Annotated in this window: 16 protein-coding genes; 2 read left to right on the forward strand and 14 right to left on the reverse strand. The window is 43.0% G+C overall.

Translation table 11 applies throughout. The annotated features are described in order from the left end of the window. Nucleotides 1-104 precede the first annotated feature (104 nt). Entirely contained in the window at nt 105-1,238 is a 1,134-nt protein-coding gene (gene asd / locus ES754_RS04750) for an aspartate-semialdehyde dehydrogenase (RefSeq protein WP_147222520.1), read from the forward strand. 112 nt (nt 1,239-1,350) lie between these two features. Here asd and ES754_RS04755 read toward each other — a convergent pair whose 3' ends face one another. Beyond that, complete coding sequence (locus ES754_RS04755) at nt 1,351-1,998, reverse strand: SOUL family heme-binding protein (protein WP_147222523.1); 648 nt, start codon at nt 1,996-1,998, stop codon at nt 1,351-1,353. A 215-nt stretch (nt 1,999-2,213) separates the two neighbouring features. Between ES754_RS04755 and tgt the strand changes: the two genes are divergently transcribed. After that, the gene (gene tgt, locus ES754_RS04760; protein WP_147222525.1) at nt 2,214-3,365 is read left to right on the forward strand and encodes a tRNA guanosine(34) transglycosylase Tgt; all 1,152 of its coding nucleotides are present in this window, start codon (nt 2,214-2,216) and stop codon (nt 3,363-3,365) included. A 100-nt stretch (nt 3,366-3,465) separates the two neighbouring features. On the opposite strand, the gene ES754_RS04765 is transcribed toward tgt, so the two are convergent. The 13 genes from ES754_RS04765 to rimO all read right to left on the reverse strand — a co-directional run bounded on the left by ES754_RS04765 (nt 3,466) and on the right by rimO (nt 18,706). Beyond that, a complete protein-coding gene (locus tag ES754_RS04765) occupies nt 3,466-3,594 on the reverse strand; it encodes a methionine/alanine import family NSS transporter small subunit (RefSeq protein WP_147222527.1) in 129 nt (42 codons plus the stop codon). Continuing rightward, nucleotides 3,595-5,079 (reverse strand): sodium-dependent transporter, encoded by a 1,485-nt coding sequence (locus ES754_RS04770; RefSeq protein ID WP_147222529.1) that lies wholly within the window; start codon nt 5,077-5,079, stop codon nt 3,595-3,597. A 285-nt stretch (nt 5,080-5,364) separates the two neighbouring features. Continuing rightward, complete coding sequence (lpxA, locus tag ES754_RS04775; RefSeq protein WP_147222531.1) at nt 5,365-6,144, reverse strand: acyl-ACP--UDP-N-acetylglucosamine O-acyltransferase; 780 nt, start codon at nt 6,142-6,144, stop codon at nt 5,365-5,367. 115 nt (nt 6,145-6,259) lie between these two features. Next, nucleotides 6,260-6,775: a 3-hydroxyacyl-ACP dehydratase FabZ gene (fabZ, locus tag ES754_RS04780; protein ID WP_147222533.1), complete on the reverse strand. Its 516-nt coding sequence runs from the start codon at nt 6,773-6,775 to the stop codon at nt 6,260-6,262. Between the two features lie 103 nt (nt 6,776-6,878). Then, nucleotides 6,879-7,895 carry a UDP-3-O-(3-hydroxymyristoyl)glucosamine N-acyltransferase gene (gene lpxD, locus ES754_RS04785; protein WP_147222535.1) on the reverse strand — a complete coding sequence of 339 codons (1,017 nt, stop codon included), beginning with the start codon at nt 7,893-7,895 and terminating at the stop codon, nt 6,879-6,881. 141 nt (nt 7,896-8,036) lie between these two features. Further along, nucleotides 8,037-10,466, reverse strand: a complete 2,430-nt coding sequence (bamA, locus tag ES754_RS04790) for an outer membrane protein assembly factor BamA (protein ID WP_147222537.1) — start codon at nt 10,464-10,466, stop codon at nt 8,037-8,039. A 263-nt stretch (nt 10,467-10,729) separates the two neighbouring features. Further along, a complete protein-coding gene (gene rseP, locus ES754_RS04795; RefSeq protein ID WP_147222539.1) occupies nt 10,730-12,106 on the reverse strand; it encodes an RIP metalloprotease RseP in 1,377 nt (458 codons plus the stop codon). Between the two features lie 48 nt (nt 12,107-12,154). Beyond that, nucleotides 12,155-13,357: a 1-deoxy-D-xylulose-5-phosphate reductoisomerase gene (ispC, locus tag ES754_RS04800; RefSeq protein ID WP_147222541.1), complete on the reverse strand. Its 1,203-nt coding sequence runs from the start codon at nt 13,355-13,357 to the stop codon at nt 12,155-12,157. 248 nt (nt 13,358-13,605) lie between these two features. Further along, a complete protein-coding gene (locus ES754_RS04805; protein WP_147222543.1) occupies nt 13,606-14,415 on the reverse strand; it encodes a phosphatidate cytidylyltransferase in 810 nt (269 codons plus the stop codon). 112 nt (nt 14,416-14,527) lie between these two features. Then, nucleotides 14,528-15,280 carry a polyprenyl diphosphate synthase gene (uppS, locus tag ES754_RS04810; RefSeq protein WP_147222545.1) on the reverse strand — a complete coding sequence of 251 codons (753 nt, stop codon included), beginning with the start codon at nt 15,278-15,280 and terminating at the stop codon, nt 14,528-14,530. 285 nt (nt 15,281-15,565) lie between these two features. Continuing rightward, the gene (frr, locus tag ES754_RS04815) at nt 15,566-16,120 is read right to left on the reverse strand and encodes a ribosome recycling factor (protein WP_147222547.1); all 555 of its coding nucleotides are present in this window, start codon (nt 16,118-16,120) and stop codon (nt 15,566-15,568) included. 108 nt (nt 16,121-16,228) lie between these two features. Further along, the gene (gene pyrH, locus ES754_RS04820) at nt 16,229-16,954 is read right to left on the reverse strand and encodes a UMP kinase (RefSeq protein WP_147222550.1); all 726 of its coding nucleotides are present in this window, start codon (nt 16,952-16,954) and stop codon (nt 16,229-16,231) included. 168 nt (nt 16,955-17,122) lie between these two features. Then, a complete protein-coding gene (gene rimO, locus ES754_RS04825) occupies nt 17,123-18,706 on the reverse strand; it encodes a 30S ribosomal protein S12 methylthiotransferase RimO (protein WP_147222552.1) in 1,584 nt (527 codons plus the stop codon). Between the last annotated feature and the right edge of the window lie 113 nt (nt 18,707-18,819).

Raw genomic sequence — 18,819 nt, forward strand, 5'->3', positions numbered from 1 at the left:
ATAGTTAGGATAAATAATGCAAAACGTCTTGCTTTTTACGCCTATTCACGGCATTGTTATCGGTTGGTATCGCAACACATAACTAAAATTAAGGACAAATTTTCATGAGTAATTTAACAGTAGGCTTGGTAGGCTGGCGCGGTATGGTCGGGTCAGTACTCATACAACGGATGCGTGAAGAAAATGATTTTGCGGGCATAACTCCCGTATTTTTTTCAACCAGCAATGCCGGCGGCGCAGCGCCAAGTTTTGATGGCATTAGTCCAAGCCAATTGAAAGACGCTCATGATATTGCAGCACTAGCCGCTTGTGATGCTATTATTACCTGCCAAGGTGGCGACTATACCGAAAAAGTACACCAACCCTTGCGCGATAGCGGTTGGATGGGCTACTGGATTGATGCCGCTAGTACATTACGTATGGAAGATGACAGCATCATTATTCTAGATCCCGTCAATCGTAGCGTTATTGATAGCGCATTAGCAAATGGTAAAAAAGACTTCATCGGTGGTAACTGTACGGTCTCATTAATGCTCATGGCAATTGGTGAGCTGTTCAATAAAGGCTGGATAGAATGGGTGAGCGCCATGACATATCAAGCTGCGAGCGGCTCAGGCGCAAACAATATGCGCGAGCTGATTAATGGTATGGGCGTGCTACGTGATGCGGTCAAAGATGAGCTGGCTGATCCTGCTAGCGCGATACTTGACATTGATAAGAAAATTGCCGAAACGCAACGCTCTGCCGACTTCCCTAAGCAGTATTTTGGTGTACCATTAGCGGGCAGTTTAATCCCTTATATCGACTCGCAACTGGAAAATAAACAGTCACGTGAAGAATGGAAGGGCGGCGTTGAAACCAATAAAATTCTTGGCAATAATGCAGAGAACAACATTGCTATCGACGGCATGTGTGTACGTGTCGGCGCCATGCGCTGTCATGCACAAGGCTTAACCATTAAGCTTAAAAAGGATATTCCGTTAGAAGAAATCGAAGCGGCACTAAAAAATAGCGGTAATCAATGGTTGGATGTGGTTGAAGACGATAAAGAAGCGACCATGAACCGCTTAACACCAGTTGCAGTGACCGGTACATTAACCGTTGCAATCGGACGTCTGCGTAAGCTTAATATGGGCGGCGAATATTTGGGCGCATTTACCGTTGGTGATCAATTACTATGGGGTGCAGCTGAACCATTACGCCGGATGCTCAACATCGTCCGTGAGCAAAAAAACTAATATATATACTTCGGAAGTCTATAAGAAAAAAGACAGCAAGCGCTGTCTTTTTTCTTAATTATTATTGAGATTATTCCATTTTAGATACTATCAATATATCCTCTTAAGTCATTCACTTTTTCTGATAAGCAATCATAATCTCATTACGACGCATAAAGGGTAATGTCCACGGTGGATTATAACGTGCAAGCTCTGGAACTGCTATGCCCTCTAACTTTTGGCTTTGCATCCATGTGCGCAGCTCTTCGGTTTTAGATTCTACCTTTTGAGTGCCAGCAAGCCCTGAGAACTTAATGACGGCATAGGTTTTTACTGGTAATTCAGCGATAGTAATGTCAGGATTATTGGGTTTAGGTAACGTCTTCATCGTATAATGACTTGGCATAATAAACTGCACACGCCACTTATTATCCTCCTGTTTCATCATAACGGGCGCGGTCATCGCGATTTTAGACGACTCACCATTTTTAGCAGCTTGAGGCTGTATCATAACAGGCGCAGTCATACTGATTTTACTACTGCTACCACTCTTAGCCTTATTATTACCGAAGATATAATCTGCTAAAGTCTTGAATCCTTGACGACTGGCAGTATCTTGATCACCAGTAACCCACGTTTGAGCGACAATTTGCGCATCATAACGACGCAGTTCAAAGTCTGCACTTTTTACCAATATTGTATAATTAGGTTCTTCGGTAGCCATAGCAACTCCTGGTATGAATAATAGAATGCCGAGTGAGAGATAAGTTGCGGTCTTCATATTTTGCCTCCGCAGGCAGACATTAGGGTTTAACGGCTAATTTATGTTTAGCAAATCAGTTATTCACTTTATCAATCAAATGATTGTAATGTCTATATCTTTTAGTGAGTAGCAAACTCCTAGGATTTGAAAGCTATCTAAATATCTGCGCCCAAAAAATTGCCTAGCAATGCTATAATTAGCACCATTTCCATAGCTTAGATAGCGATTATTATATGCAATTTACACTACATAAAACTGCCAGTGGTGAGACGCGCGCGCGCCGTGGTACGGTTCACCTTAATCATGGCGAGGTACAAACGCCTGCCTTTATGCCTGTTGGCACTTACGGCACGGTAAAAGGCATGTTACCGCGTGATATTGAAGCCATTGGCGCAGATATCATTTTGGGCAATACTTTTCATTTATGGCTACGTCCGGGTACGGAGGTCATTGATAAATTTGGCGGTTTGCATAAATTTATGCATTGGAATAAGCCAATCTTGACCGATTCGGGTGGCTTTCAGGTATTCAGCCTAGGCGCTATGCGTAAAATTACTGAAGAAGGCGTACATTTCAAATCCCCTATAGATGGTGCTAAAGTATTTTTATCGCCTGAAAAATCCATGCAAATTCAATACAGTCTAAATTCTGATATTGTCATGCAGTTCGATGAATGTACGCCCTATCCCGCCACTCATGACGAAGCCAAAAAATCGTTAGAGCTGTCTCTACGTTGGGGAAAGCGCTGCCTTGATGAGCATAAAAATCTGGGCAGCACTAATGCGCTATTTGGTATTATCCAAGGCAGTATGTATGAAGATTTACGCAGGCAGTCATTAGAGGGGCTACTTGGGATTGGGTTTGATGGTTATGCGATTGGAGGTCTATCAGTTGGTGAGCCTAAAGATGAGATGATGGCAGTTCTCGACTATATTCCAGATATTATGCCTACCGATAAGCCGCGTTATTTGATGGGCGTTGGTAAACCTGAAGATATCGTTGAGGCAGTGCGCCGCGGCGTGGATATGTTTGATTGTGTGATGCCCACCCGTAATGCGCGTAACGGTCATTATTTTGTCACGGGCGACTTAGATAACGCTGGTGTAGTACGTATTCGCAATAGTCAGTATCGTCATGATGAGCGTCCATTAGACCCAGAATGTGACTGTTATACTTGTCAGAATTTCAGCCGTGCTTATTTATATCATCTTAATAAATGCAAAGAAATGCTAGGTGCGCAATTAGCAACCATTCATAACCTACGCTATTACCAACGCTTAATGATAGGCATTAGAGAAGCTATTGAGCAAGATAATTTTGATGCTTTTGTAACTGAGTTTTATAGTAAGCGTGGACAGACGGTTCCTGAGCTACATCTACGCTAGTTTTTCTCAACCCTTGCACCACTTTCATGGTAATAAAAAAGGCTTAAGAAACTCTTAAGCTTTTTTTATTACCAGCAGATAGCTATTAGCTATGCGTTAATTATAAATCATGGTCTAATTGATCTAACGGAATGTCGGGATGTTTGACTAAATGTATAACCGCTAAGACTAGACCGCCCCAAATTAGTAAAATCGATAGTACCATCAATATCATTGCTGACGTATTCATTTATATCTCCTCGTTTTTACCTTTGAGAGCACTGAGTAATAAAGCGCCTAATGCAAATATAACCACAATACCCCAACCAAATATTAACTGAGTCATCATTGGATAATCACCATAGCCCTCCGTTAATAGGGACTTTAAAGTCAATACCAATGCAACTAATAAAGAGATTGGCGTCACAATAGTGAGCATAAACACCCAAGTCTTACCCAGCTTGATACTAGAGATACGATTTACATGACTAATGAGCTCTGGTAATACTGAACGATTCAGCCAAGTAATCCATACAATGGATAAGAGCGCGCCCACGACAATACCAATATTATTAGCAAAATTATCAATAATATCCACGAAGGTAATCGCATTTTTTGTAGAGAATAAAGCAATAGATATTACAGCACAAGTTCCGCCTATTATCGTTACTGCTTTATTACGTGACCAGCCAAACTTGTCTTTAAAGGCAGCAATAGGCACCTCTAAAATACTAATGATTGAGGTAATACCGGCAATCACTAAAGAGCCAAAGAATAAAAAGCCCACGATATCACCACTACTACCCAAACTAGATATCAGCTTAGGAAACGCAATAAATGCCAGACCAATGCCACTACCAACCACTTCAGAGATGGGAACCCCTGTCGCTTGCGCCATAAATCCTAAGGCCGCGAACACACCAATACCAGCTAATATCTCAAACGAAGAGTTCGCAAGTCCGACAACCAGACCCGAAGCCGTTAAGTTTGCATTCGGTTTTAAGTAAGAGGCAAACGTCAACATAATACCAAAGCCGATAGACAATGAGAAAAATATATGTCCGTAAGCGGCGAGCCACACTTTAGGATCGGTCATAGCACCCCAGTTAGGCGTGAAAAAGGCATTTAAACCGTCGACTGCACCCGGCAACCGTAGTGACTGAAAAACAAGTCCTAAAAACATAATCAGCAGTAGAGGAATAAAAATTCTGTTTGCAAACTCTACGCCTTTTTTGATACCACCATACAAGATAGTCAACGCTAATGCCCAAACGACTACTAAACCGATGAATAACTTCGGTACAAATACAAACTCTAAATTATCTGCATTCTGAAGATAGGTATTAAAAAAGAAAGCCTCAGTATCATCGCCCCATTGTTGACCTAATGAGAATATCATAAAGTTACCGGCCCAACTCAAGACACTCGCGTAGTAGATAGCAACCACTGAACATACTAATACCTGCCACCAACCAATGGACTCTGCAGACTTGACCATACGTTTGTAGGCTATAGGAGCGCCACCACGATATTTTTGTCCGACAATATAGTCTAAAAATAATAACGGTAGACCTGCTGTGACTAAAGCGATGAGATAAGGTATTAGAAACGCACCGCCACCATTTTCATAAGCCACATAGGGAAACCGCCAAATATTCCCAAGCCCTATGGCGGAACCAACGGCTGCTAGAATAAACCCTGATCTGCTAGACCAATTTTCTCTAGGTGCTGCCACAAAACACTCCTTAAAAATACAGTTGAAAAATGATTAAGACTGACATGTAGAAAATTCTGGATGAGTGAATATGCGACAATATCTGTATTATTCAGAATTAAAATTGATATTAACATCAGAGTAAGGTGGTTAAACCTCACTCTATACAATCAGTAAGTTTCTGTTAACTTGTTATAAATGTCAAGACTATAGAAGAAAAAAGCCATAACTATTAGTTATGGCTTTTAAGATTATAAATGCTAGGAGAGTATTATTAAGTATATAAAAAAATCTAGATAGTAAGTATTAGCGTACAACACCGCGCTTGCTATGCTGTAGTGAATCAATAAGTAGCTGAATTTTTGGCTCTTTAAACAGCAGATCTTCTTGTAATATAATAAGTGCTTGCGCGGTGGTCATGCCAGATCTAAATATAGTTAAATACCCTTTACGCAGAACATTAATGGTATCAGCTGACCACTCTTTTCGGTGCATTCCTTCAATATTGAGTCCAAGCGCACGGGCAGGATTTCCAGATACCATAGTGAAAGCGGCCACATCTTTTAAAATTAAACTAGCGCCGCCGATTAAGCTATAGTCATCTACCCGGCAAAACTGGTGAATGCCTGAGTTACCGCCGATAATAATATGGTTGCCAATAGAGACATGCCCTGCAATACCGGCATTGTTAGCAATGACATTATGATTGCCAATAGTACAATCATGGGCAATATGAGTATTGACCATCAGCAAATTATGACTGCCAATCTTGGTTAAACCCTTATCTTGAGTGGTACCACGGTGCAGGCTACAAGCTTCACGAATGGTATTATAATCGCCAATCTCAAGCCAAGTGCGCTCTCCTGCATATTTCAAATCTTGCGGGTCTTCACCAATGCTAGAAAACTGATAAAACTGATTGTGCTGACCGATTCGAGTAAATCTTGTCACTACTACATGCCGGTGCAAGATGGTATGCGCGCCAATCGTTACCTCATCACCAACGATACAATACGGACCAATAACTGCGCTGTCATCAATCACAGCGGACGGTGAGATGAGTGCTGTAGGGTGAATCTGACTCATAATGCAGGCCTTTGTATCATTGGATGCAAATAAATGGTAAAAATTACGTTTGGTTAAGCAGTCATACGTTGACAGCTAGTGACCCTAATTATTGCTAATCAGAATGGCTATTAGCTTATTGCTGCTGCTCTTGGCGAGCAATCATAACTTGCGCACTGGCAGCAAGCTCGTCTTCGACGTGTACTGTACAGTCAAACTTATAAATACCATGTCTTTGCATGACCGCTTTGGCACGAATAATAAGCTGATCACCAGGAATGACTCGGCGCTTAAAACGTACTTTATCTACCCCTGCAAATAAATATAAATAACCATCTTCTGCGGTTAATCCAGCACTGATAAATCCCAATACCCCTGATACTTGCGCCATCGCTTCTACCATCAAAACCCCTGGCATGATTGGCTCATCGGGAAAATGACCATTAAAGAATTCTTCATTGATAGTAACGTTTTTGATACCAGTAATGCACTCACCCGGTTTACAAGCCGTGATTTTATCCACCAACATAAAGGGATAACGGTGCGGCAAATAATGCTTGAGCGTATGGTAAGTCAGTGGCAAGGTCAGCCCTTGCTCAGATAAGGTTTCGATGTCTTTATCAGTTAAGGTATCAATATCAGTGGCGCTCATAACGGGGCTTCCTTGCTGTTGTTGCGGGCTATTAATAATGTTATATAATAAATATTATCTGTTTGCTTAATAGAAACTGTACTTGTTACTTACTTTGTATGGGCTAGTCATTACCAAGCTGACGAAAGCGTACGGCCGCACGTCGCCACTTAGCGGTTGGCATTGCTGCTGTTCCTGAAGAATAAGAACCGGCTGTCTTAATAGATTTAGTCACCATTGTCATGCCTGATAAAGTCACATCATCTGTAATCTCAATATGACCATTAATGCCGACTGCGCCGCCAATAATACAACGTTTGCCAATGATGGTACTACCTGCAATACCCGTTTTAGCAGCAATGGCAGTACCATCACCAATACGCACGTTATGCGCTATTTGTACGAGATTATCAATAATAACATGATTGCCAATAACGGTATCATCGATTGCCCCACGGTCAACACAGGTATGGGTACCAATACGGACATGATTGCCAATAATGACGCGACCAAGTTGAGCAATGCGCACCCACCCACTGGAACTTGGGTCTCGCGTTGGTGCAAAACCAAAGCCTTCAGCACCGATACTCACCCCCGCGTGTAACCGCACATAATTACCAATAACACAATCATAGGCAATCGTTACATGGGATTTGATAAGGGCATCTGTGCCGATATTAGCATGTGCCTCAATAACGACATGAGCGTCCATTCGGCTACGCGCACCAATTTGTACGTATTCACCAATGACACAATAAGGGCCAATGCTCACCTCTTCAGCAATAATAGCCGTAGCCGCCACTACAGCTGTCGGATGAATGCAACCGGTAGGGCTATCAGGCACAAACAGTTGACTGCCGCTAGCATAGGCCAAGTAGGGAGTAGCAACTACCAGCGCGATAGACGTCGCCGGGACTTGCTCTCGGTAAGGCGCAGTGACTAGCACTGCTGCTGCCTGACTGCTCGGTAAGCTAGATATATAATGTGGATCAGCCAAAAAGCTCATCTGCATACAATCAGCATCCGTTAAGCTACCGACGCCCGCCAAGCGGGTACGCAGCTGTTCAGCGCTCAGCTCAGATTTATTTAATACTGGCTGATGCTGCTCAATTTGGGTAATAAGTTGCTCAATCGTTATCATAATTCAAATTAGTATGCGTTATAAAATAAAACGGACACCAAGCTAAAAATCTAGCTTGGCAACCATTGAGAATTTCATCCTATTGCGCTCAATCTAAAAGATTGAGCGCAGTTGCAATAAGCTAAACCAGAACTTAATAAATTAAAACGTGCTACCAATCTGGAATTGCACTTTCTCAGTTTCATCACCTTCTTTATCACCGATAGGTACAGCATAACTGAGTGATATCGGTCCAATTGGGGTATACCAAGTAATACCTGCACCTGCACTAAAGCGTAATTTATTATCTTGTGTGAGCAGTTTTATACCGGTGTCCTTGCCGCTGACAGGATCAATAAAAGTACGGTCTTCTTTATCTGTGGTATCAAATACTTGACCACCTTCAGCAAATATAACGGGACGCACTTGATCAGCCCAATCGCCTTTAAAAGGCATCGGTAATATTAACTCACTACCAAAGCTAACTAAGGCGTTCCCACCGACTTCTTCATCTTGCAGACGGTCAAAAGTGTCATCGACGGCATCATAGTAGCTTTTAGATCTAGGGCCAAGGGTTGACGCTTCATAACCACGAACAGAACCATACCCGCCGGCATAGAAGTTTTCATAAAATGGTAAATCATTACCATAACCGAGCTTAGTATAGCCACGTGCTACCCAGTCTTTATAGAAAGGATAATAGACGTTACCACGGTAAATAAGTTTTTGGTAACTGGCATCACCAAGTCCAACAGTCGCATCAACGGTATGACTCATACCTTTAGTTGGGAATACAGGACGATCGAGGGTACTGTAGTCCCAGCCTAATAAAAGATTATAGGTGCTATAGTCATTTTTGAAACCAGCTCCCCCAATAATATCTTCACCCTTATCGTTTTTATAGCTTTCAAACGAACCGCCATCATCGATCAGCTGTTGGACGTTTGACACGCCAAGCCGTCTACCACCTCGAACTGAAGTATTATCAATATTAAGACCGGCACTAACACGCTTAGTCTCATCAACCGGATAGCTATAGTTCAGCGTACCACCATAGGAGTCAGTAACATAGTTACTGACGTTACGATCATCATATTTGGTCTCACGATAGTAAGCACTAAGACCTTGTGAGACGCCGTTTTCAGTAAAATAAGGATCGGTATAACCTAAACTATAAGAGTCTCGAGTCTCTGAACGTGATAGTGCCGCTTTGACACGGTTACCCGTACCCATAAAGTTGTTTTGAGTCAGATCTAATTGGAATGTCACACCGCCACTCTGTGAGTAACCCGCAGCAATGGTCGAGCTACCTGAAGGTTGCTCTTCAACTGTATAATTAATATCGATTTGATCAGGCTGATTGGGTACTGGCTTGACATCGACGTTCACACCTTTGAAAAATCCTGTGCGCATCAGACGCGTGCGTGATAGCTGAATTTTTTCGTTAGAGGCAAGCGCCCCTTCTAGTTGGCGCATTTCACGGCGCAGTACTTCATCTTGAGTGCGCAAGTTACCACTAAAGTTAATGCGGCGCACATAAATAGGACGTGCAGGATCAATATAGTAGTCAATATCGACGACTTTAGTAACGTCATTAATACGTGGAACCGGACGAACTTGAGCTAAATAATAACCTTCATTACCATAACGACTTTTTAGCGCAGCGGTCGTTGCATCGAGCTTAGCTTGTGAATATTGCTCGTTGGATGCAAAAGTCACTAACTTTCTAAGCTCATCATTATCAAACTTGGGCTGACCTAAGAAGTTGATATCACCGAACTGATATTTCTCCCCTTCAGTTACGCTAATTTCGATAAATACACTGCGCTTGTCTTCACTAATATTAAGCACTGCATTATCGACGTTAAAGCGAACATACCCTTCATTTTGATACAGCGCTTTTAAATTCTCTAAACTTGCCGCTAGTTTTTCTTTAGCATAGCGGTCAGATTTAGATAAAAGGCGCGTCCATGAGGATTCTTTTACTGCAAAGACGTCTCTGATTTGCGAGTCACTAAAGTGTTTGTTACCGATTATATTGATATCGACTACTTTGGCAGGCTTACCTTCAATGAAGCGCACGTCCAATTTGACTCGGTTACCATCAAGTAGCGTCTGGTCGACTTCAATATTACTATTGTAATAGCCTTGGCTGATGTATTGCTGCTGCAGTTCATTAGCAACACCTTGTAGTGTTGACTGCTTAAGCACAGCACCTACAGACAACCCTGCATTTCTTAACCCTTGCTCTAACCCTTCTTTTGGAATAAGTTTGTTACCATCAAAGTTCACCTCGATGATAACCGGACGCTCAACCACTTCAAAACGCAGCTGGTTACCTTCAACGCGGCTTTGAATATTAGCAAAGTTGTCGGTGGCATAAAGCGCTTTGATACTAGCGGCAAGGGTTGCGTCTGTGACCGTATCCCCTACTGAAATAGGTAATACTGGGTAGAGGCTATCAGCGGTTAGGCGCTGTAGTCCTGAAAAGCCAATATCTGTTACTACAAAGTTTGCCGCTTGCGCAGGCATACTCATCATTGCTACCACTAACGGCAACCCAGCCGCGCTCATAAATAAAGGCGTACGCATAAACACTATCCGTCAATAAAAAACTTGCTTAAGTTAAGGTAAAAAGCCCATATTGTCCCGCCCAATCGGTTCGTAGCTCTTAGCTCGATCATAGGGAACTCAGAACACTTTATATAAAACGTATCATAAAATAAACTAAAAATTACCATTAGTATAGTAGCAACGCTTTAACCAAGTCAGTATATCACCTGCATAATCAGGGCACTATCCCTGTCGAGACGTTAGCGTAGCGCATCTTACTCTGTTAGACGGGTATCACGCAATCAAAATAGCCGACTGATATCATTACCAATTGCTAACACCATGAAACCTGCCAGCAAGAGTAGACCGATATTTAACCCTATCATCTGTACCCCTTCTGACAAAGGTTTACCACGAATCAGCTCGATAAGATAATAAACAATGTGACCGCCATCCAATACTGGAATAGGTAATAAGTTCAATACAGCTAAACTTAGACTTATTAAAGCGGCAGTCGATAGCACCATCTCCCAGCTAATATCAAAACTTTGCTTGGTTACCTTTGCAATAGTAATAGGCCCAGATAAATTTTCAAGCCCAATCACACCTGACAGCATCTTTCCCATCGAGCTGACTGTCATGACTGCCAGCTGCTCAGTTTTCTCAAACGATTTAACCAACGCCTCACTGGCGCCATATACTACCGTAGTTTTATAGGCCTCAGGAATGACAATCTCAGATTGTGCAACCATCGCACCAATCTGACCATAAACGTTGCCTAAAGTGTCTTTCTTACCTTGCGGCATAATTTGTAGTTGTACCGGTTTATCAGCCCGTAGCACGGTAAAATTTAACAGCACCTCAGGACTATCACGGATAATTCGGGTAGCGCTAATCCAGTCGGTTATTGGCGTGTCATTAATCGCTGTAATCTGATCTCCGGCCTTTAACCCTTGGCGCAGAGCCGCTCCATCAGCGGACAACTCACCGATGATAGGAGCAATTTCTGGCTGCCAAGGTAGCATGCCAAAGCTCGTTAACGCATCTCTACCTTGCGCATCCCCTTGCATGAAGCGCGTTACTGGGGCTTGGTAGGTAGTTAAATTATCAGTGGGCGTTACAGCTGATTGCAGGGTAACGCTGACATTGTCCGTCTCCCCCATACGCCCGGCAAGACGATAGTTAATCGCCTCCCAAGTTTGTACGTTATGGCCATCAATAGCGACGATTTTGTCACCCGCTGGCAATTGAGCCATCGCTGCTGGACTGTCCGGTAATACTTGACCTATGGTCGTTGCTAACTGCTCTGATGGGGTCATGAACAATACCCAAAACAACACAATCGCAATGATAAAGTTCATGATCGGGCCAGCAGCCACAATAGCAATTTTCTTTAGTGGATGCTGGCGATTAAATGCCAAATGTTGCTCATGCTCAGCCACTTCGCCTTCACGCTCATCCAGCATTTTAACGTAGCCGCCAAGCGGCAATGCTGAGATACGATAATCAATGCCGCTACGCTTACTGGTCCAACCGGCAAGCTTAGGACCAAAGCCAATAGAATAGGTCAGTACCTTAACACCACACAGTCTGGCTACGATAAAGTGACCCCACTCGTGCAGGGCAATTAGCGGCCCTAATACAAAAATTGCCGCCAATAGCGTTAATAAGAATGTCATTACCTTTTCTCACTTAGGTTGCTATAGGTTAAGTTGTACTAAATTCAGCTAGGCCAACTTGGCAATAATGCTGGCAGTATAACGCCGCGCTACCGTATCAATCGCTAAAATATCATCAATATCGGCATTCGCATTTAAAGTTGATACTTGTACACCCGTCAAAGCTTGCTCATTAATATCCGCAATATCTGTCAGGCGTACTTGCCCAGCTAAAAAGGCGGCCACTGCAATCTCGTTAGCGGCATTAAGCACAATCGTCGCTTGTGTCCCTGCTTGCATCGCTTGCCGCGCTAGACGCAAGCAAGCAAATTTCTGCAAATCTGGCTTGATGAATTCAAGACCACTGAGTGCATATAAGTCTAACGGCTGCGAGCCACTATTAATACGCGCAGGATAGCTTAGCGCATGGGCAATAGGGGTTTTCATGTCGGGACTACCAAGCTGCGCCAAAAAGCTACCGTCACTATATTCTACCATTGAGTGGATGATACTTTGTGGATGAATCACCACATCTATCTTATCCTCACTCAAATCAAATAAATGACAAGCTTCTATTAATTCCAGCCCTTTATTCATCATCGTTGCTGAGTCAACTGAGATTTTTCGTCCCATTGACCAGTTTGGATGCTTGACGGCTTCTGCTACGCTCGCTTGCTGCATTTGGCTAAATGACTGCTGCAAAAATGGCCCACCAGAAGCCGTTAACCACAGTTTACGTACCCCGTGGCAACGGTCATGAATTTGAGTGTTATCTTGCTGAATAACGGGCGGCAAACATTGAAAAATAGCATTGTGCTCAGAATCTAGCGGCAGCAAAGTCGCATGATGTGTTTTTACGGCTGCGATCATCACTTGGCCTGCCATGACCAAGGCTTCTTTATTGGCGAGCAGAATACGTTTGCCTGCACGCGCTGCCGCTAAAGTCGAAGGCAACCCTGCTGCACCAACGATAGCGGCGACTACGGTATCAACTTGATTGTCAGTAGCAATGTCATTCAATCCAGCATCGCCACCGACCACATCAATATCTAGAGCTGCCGCCTTTAAGCGCTGCGCAAACTCATCAACCACAGCCGTCGGTACGCAAACGCGCTTCGGTATAAACTGCTGACACAGCGCCAAAAGTTTGTCTAAACGCTGGTGTCCCGATAAGGCATAAACCTCATACTCATGGGGATAGTCCGCTAAAATTGCTAAAGCACTATCACCAATAGAACCCGTTGCGCCAAGTACAGCGATGCGTTGTGTCATAACTATGGATGCCTATGGTATCGTTAAAACAAATAAAGAGAATAAAACAAATGAATAGCTATAACTTAAAAGTATAAGAGAGATTCATTATAAACGGATATAAATATAATTTAACAAAAATAAAAAGCCAAGCACTTAGCTCAGCTTAATAAGTCTCTGGGCTATGTTTTCATATAGCCCTTCAAAACAATATTTACAAATAACGCTTTTAAATAGAAATCCTACATAACATTGCTAGAGGTAGTCTTCTAAATCACCAATAGGCCAAGTTGCTGTAAACCCCAGAAACCAAGCGCAAATATTGGTGTTGCTGATAAGAGCGAATCAATGCGATCAAGTATGCCACCATGCCCTGGTAGAATTGTGCCAGAATCTTTGACATTAGCACGGCGTTTGAGCATAGATTCAAACAAATCGCCCAAGACCGATACCAATATCGTCAGCGCAGACAAAGCCACAAAAGCAATCAGCGCCGTGCCTGTCAGTTGTAGTTTAAAAACACTAATACCGATAACTACCACCAAGCCTGTTACTAATCCACCGGCTAGCCCTTCCATACTTTTATTTGGAGATACGTTGGGCGCCATCTTGCGACGACCAAGCTTACGCCCAACGAAATAAGCGCCACTATCAGCACACCAAACCAGTAAGAAGACATACAAGAGCCACCACGCTGACTGTTGCCACAGATAAAACATAGCGGTAATCGAAGCCGTTAATATAACGACACCCATTAGTGCCAGCTGATTACCATACCACTTGGTATGCGTTGGAAATTTGGTTACCCAAGATAATGCCATGAGCCATATTATTAAAGAGGCTACCCACCACACTATCCATGTGACTTTAAACAATAAGGATACGAGCGTTACTGCTAATACCATCAACACAAAAACAACCGGCTGTCGCCATTTTGGCATCAGCTTAGTCCACTCATGTGCTGCAATCGTCACACCAATAATCAATAAAGGCGCAAATAAGATAGGTGATTGGCTCGCAAATAGTGCAATACCAACGATAATTATTAGGATAACTGCCGTTTTAATCCGTTGCCACATATTTACCGTGCCTTGTTCGTCGTAAAAGTTTATTAAAAATAAGAAACCATCTTGAACATAAGAAATTCTATTAATAGCCACATTATACCAGTTAATTTATATTCACTACTGACTAGGCTGTAGGCATCTCTATCTGCTCGCTGGTTTTACCAAAACGCCGCTGACGCTGAGCAAATTCGGTAACCATTAGTGCCAGCTCTGCTGGAGCAAAATCTGGCCATAACGTTTGGGTAAAAAACAATTCCGCATAAGCCGACTGCCACAATAAAAAGTTAGAGAGACGGTATTCGCCGCCTGTTCTTATGAGCATATCGACGGCTGGGGCATCAGCAAGCTGTACATGCTGCGCCAAACGCTCTTTATTGATATCAGCAACTTGTATTTGCCCGTCTTGCACTTGCTGAGCTAATTGCTGGGCGGCATGAGCAATATCCCATTGTCCTCCGTAACTAATAGCAATGACCAAAGTCATAGCACTGTATTGGGCTGTTTTGGCTTCAGCATCTGCCATAAGTGCGCGTAAATCATCACTTAATAAACTTCGGTCGCCAATAAATCGCAGCTGGATATGGTGTTTTTGCATACGTGGCATTTGCTCATTAATCGTTAATGCCAATAAATGCATGAGCAATGCCACCTCGCTTGGCGGACGCTGCCAGTTTTCACTCGAAAATGCAAAGACCGTCAACACCTCAATCCCAACTTCACGGCAATATTCAACGATTGGGTCTAGTGCATCTTTACCAGCAATATGCCCTGCACCGCGCCCTAAGCCATTTGCTTTGCCATAACGATTATTACCATCCATAATGACAGCAATGTGACGAGGAAGAAGGACGGAAGTCAAAGGGACGGATGTAGACATGGGCTATACTGCTCATTATTGAGGTAAATTTATCAGTGTTAATAATTTAGAAGATCATATTTTTATCTAAGCGCCTGCTTATTTTTTAAACGCGTATCTTCTAAATACCATCACCTTATCATAGATAGATTAAGTCGCTGAACACGACTAGCATTTTATATAATTATATGAGTTTGTTTAAATGCGATGGTCATTTAAACAAACTCATATAACGACAGACAGCCAATGATATCAAACTATTGGCTGTCTACTTGAAACCCTACAAAAAAAAGAAAATATGATGTCTTAAACTTCCATCAAATCTGTTTCCTTTATGCTTAAACGACGATCAATGGTTTCAATAAACTTGTCGGTAATCTTTTGAATATCATCACTCGCGCGGCGTTCATCATCTTCTGAAATCTCTTTCTCTTTAGCCAGCTCTTTAATATCACTCATCATATCACGGCGAATATTACGGATAGAGACCCGGCTATTTTCAGCTTCTCCACGTGCAAGTTTTTGCATATCGCGGCGTGTCTCTTCAGTCAAAGATGGCATTGGCACGCGAATAACGTCAGCGGTCATTGGATTCAGACCCAAATCAGCTTCGCGAATGGCTTTGTCGATCGCTTGTACCATAGTACGTTCAAACGGTTGTACTAGTAGCGTGCGTGAGTCTTCAACGTTAACACTTGCCACTTGATTCAAAGGTGTAGGTGACCCGTAGTAACTAACCATTACGCCTGATAACATACCTGGATGCGCACGACCGGTACGAACTTTACTAAAGGTACCTTCAAGCGCCTCTAGCGTTTTTTGCATGCGCGATTCGCCATCTTGCTTAATCTCTTTAATCATTACCTGTCCTTATTTATCGATACCGATAGATTTATTCATTGTGGTTAACTGTTGGCTGTTTATATCGTCTTTATGATTGATATTACTGCCAGATTATTAGCATGGCCCTTAGTGATAAACACGCGTGCCTTCATTTTCGCCCATAATGACATTTAATAAGGCATTAGGCTTGGTCATATCAAAGACTTGTAGCGGTACATTGTGCTCACGGCATAAGGCAATGGCGGTCAAATCCATCACACCAAGTTTTTGCTCCAATACTTCATCGAAGGTCAAGCCATCATATTTAACCGCATCAGCATGTAGGCTTGGGTCTTTATCATAGACACCATCAACTTTAGTCGCTTTAAGAATAAGACCGGCTTCAATCTCGATACCGCGCAAGCACGCTGCAGTATCAGTGGTGAAGAACGGATTACCCGTACCCGCAACAAAAATGCAAACTTCACCATTCTTAAGATAACGAATCGCGTTACGACTGCTATAGCTTTCAGTGACGCCGCCAATTGGTAATGCTGACATTAAGCGCGTTTTAATATTACGGCGCTCAAGAGCATCACGCATCGCAAGGCCATTCATCACTGTCGCTAGCATACCCATCTGGTCACCGGTTACGCGCCCAACCAAGCCTTCTTTTTGGAGTTGTGCGCCGCGGTATAAATTACCACCACCAACGACGATGCCAACTTGCACCCCAAGACCACGCAAGTGCGCGATAGACAAGCTCATCTTATCAAGCACATCACTATCAATCCCCATATCTTTGCCACCAGCTAAAGCTTCGCCAGAAAGTTTGAGCAATATACGAGAATAGCGGGGATTTTTGTCAGACATGAGCACACCTTGTTGTCATTAAATTATGAATTATCGTTAATATACAAATAAAAATCATTAATATATAAGCAGAATTAGCTTTTAAACTGAAAAGGACTAAATTGCGCTAATTGTAGCAAAAACTACCTGCTATTAGGCAATTTTTGCTTTGAATTGCGAAACCGTTTTTTAACCTTCATAACTGGCAAATAAGTCATATTCACTGGCATCATCAATAGTGACCGTCAAGAACTGTCCTACTTGTACCGCAGCCGTGATGTCATCGACATAAACGTGACCGTCAATTTCTGGCGCATCGGCATAACTACGGCAAATAGCAACCCCTTCTTCAACATCAATCTCATCGACCAATACCGTTAAAGTTTTGCCAATTTTTTCTTGCAGTTTTTGCGCAGAGATATCTTGTTGTAACGTCATCAAGCGCTCATAACGTTCTTGTTTAACGGCTTCAGGTACCGGATTAGGCAAATCATTAGCCACTGCGCCTTCCACTTCTGAATAAGTAAACGCGCCAACGCGATCAAGCCGCGCCTCAACGAGCCAATCTAGCAGACACTGAAAATCTTCTTCGGTCTCACCAGGAAAGCCAACGACGAATGTTGAGCGAATCACGATATCAGGGCAAATCTCACGCCATACATGAATACGTGCTAACGTGTTTTCACTATGTGCCGGACGCTTCATGGCTTTGAGGATGCTATGGCTGGCATGCTGAAACGGAATATCTAGATACGGCAATAATTTTTTCTCGCCCATAAGCGCCACGACTTTATCGACATGCGGATAAGGATACACATAATGCAGTCGTACCCAAATGCCTAAGTCGTTCATTGCTTGGCACAAGTCATAAAATTTAGACTTCAGCGGCATACCATTCCAAAAGCTGGTCTTATATTTTAAATCTAGACCATAGGCAGACGTGTCTTGGGAAATAATTAATAGCTCTTTAACCCCAGCGTTTTTAAGCGCCATCGCCTCATTCATGACGCTATCGATCGGGCGCGAGACTAAGTCGCCACGTAGGCTTGGAATGATACAGAACGTACAGCGATGATTACAGCCTTCTGAGATTTTCAGATAGGCATAATGGCTGGGCGTTAATTTGATGCCCGCCTCATTAATCAAATCTATCTTGGGGTTATAATCCTTATCCATGCTGCGATCAGGTTTCGGAACATGCAGCGCGACGGCTCTAATCACTTCATCATAAGCGTGCGCACCAGTCACTGCCAATACGGCAGGATGCATTGCGCGAATTTTATCCGCCTCTTTACCTAAGCAACCGGTAACAATTACTTTACCGTTTTTACTAATGGCTTCACCGATAGCGTCTAGTGATTCTTGTACCGCTGACTCAATGAAACCGCAGGTGTTAACCACGACTAAATCCGCGCCTTCATAGTCACTCGCCACTTGATAACCGTCACGGCTCAATTCGGTAATAATACGTTCACTATCAACTAGAGCTTTGGGGCAACCTAAAGACACAAAACCAATCTTTGGCGCTGCCGTTGTTGGACTAGTAACAGACGCGCTTGCATCACCACTTTGAGTAATACTGCGGTTTTCATTGTGATTAGCTTTATGGTGATAAGGCTGACTGGCCTCTAAAGTACTTTGTTCTTCTAGGCTCTGTATTTGCACCCGAGGTTGGGCTGGATTAAATACAGTGGCCGTGTCTTTTAGCGCCGCTGGAGCTGATGGCGACGATAGTGGTGCCGTGTTGACTGCTTGAGTAGATATTTTGGGCATAGCTGACCTTGCTAGAGATAAATTGGCTGAGCGCATTGTACGTTTTTTTTGTGATAATCACCAGTTTCAAGACGCTATAGTATTGATTTTTGGTTATATATTATATTAAGTCT

Source organism: Psychrobacter frigidicola (assembly GCF_007997305.1).
Classification (GTDB): Bacteria; Pseudomonadota; Gammaproteobacteria; order Pseudomonadales; family Moraxellaceae; genus Psychrobacter; species Psychrobacter frigidicola.

Coding starts and splice junctions, on each gene's coding strand:
- asd (WP_147222520.1), top strand. CDS start 105: ATGAGTAATTTAACAGTAGGCTTGGTAGGCTGGCGCGGTATGGTCGGG.
- ES754_RS04755 (WP_147222523.1), bottom strand. CDS start 1,998: ATGAAGACCGCAACTTATCTCTCACTCGGCATTCTATTATTCATACCA.
- tgt (WP_147222525.1), top strand. CDS start 2,214: ATGCAATTTACACTACATAAAACTGCCAGTGGTGAGACGCGCGCGCGC.
- ES754_RS04765 (WP_147222527.1), bottom strand. CDS start 3,594: ATGAATACGTCAGCAATGATATTGATGGTACTATCGATTTTACTAATT.
- lpxA (WP_147222531.1), bottom strand. CDS start 6,144: ATGAGTCAGATTCACCCTACAGCACTCATCTCACCGTCCGCTGTGATT.
- fabZ (WP_147222533.1), bottom strand. CDS start 6,775: ATGAGCGCCACTGATATTGATACCTTAACTGATAAAGACATCGAAACC.
- lpxD (WP_147222535.1), bottom strand. CDS start 7,895: ATGATAACGATTGAGCAACTTATTACCCAAATTGAGCAGCATCAGCCA.
- bamA (WP_147222537.1), bottom strand. CDS start 10,466: ATGCGTACGCCTTTATTTATGAGCGCGGCTGGGTTGCCGTTAGTGGTA.
- rseP (WP_147222539.1), bottom strand. CDS start 12,106: ATGACATTCTTATTAACGCTATTGGCGGCAATTTTTGTATTAGGGCCG.
- ispC (WP_147222541.1), bottom strand. CDS start 13,357: ATGACACAACGCATCGCTGTACTTGGCGCAACGGGTTCTATTGGTGAT.
- ES754_RS04805 (WP_147222543.1), bottom strand. CDS start 14,415: ATGTGGCAACGGATTAAAACGGCAGTTATCCTAATAATTATCGTTGGT.
- uppS (WP_147222545.1), bottom strand. CDS start 15,280: ATGTCTACATCCGTCCCTTTGACTTCCGTCCTTCTTCCTCGTCACATT.
- frr (WP_147222547.1), bottom strand. CDS start 16,120: ATGATTAAAGAGATTAAGCAAGATGGCGAATCGCGCATGCAAAAAACG.
- pyrH (WP_147222550.1), bottom strand. CDS start 16,954: ATGTCTGACAAAAATCCCCGCTATTCTCGTATATTGCTCAAACTTTCT.
- rimO (WP_147222552.1), bottom strand. CDS start 18,706: ATGCCCAAAATATCTACTCAAGCAGTCAACACGGCACCACTATCGTCG.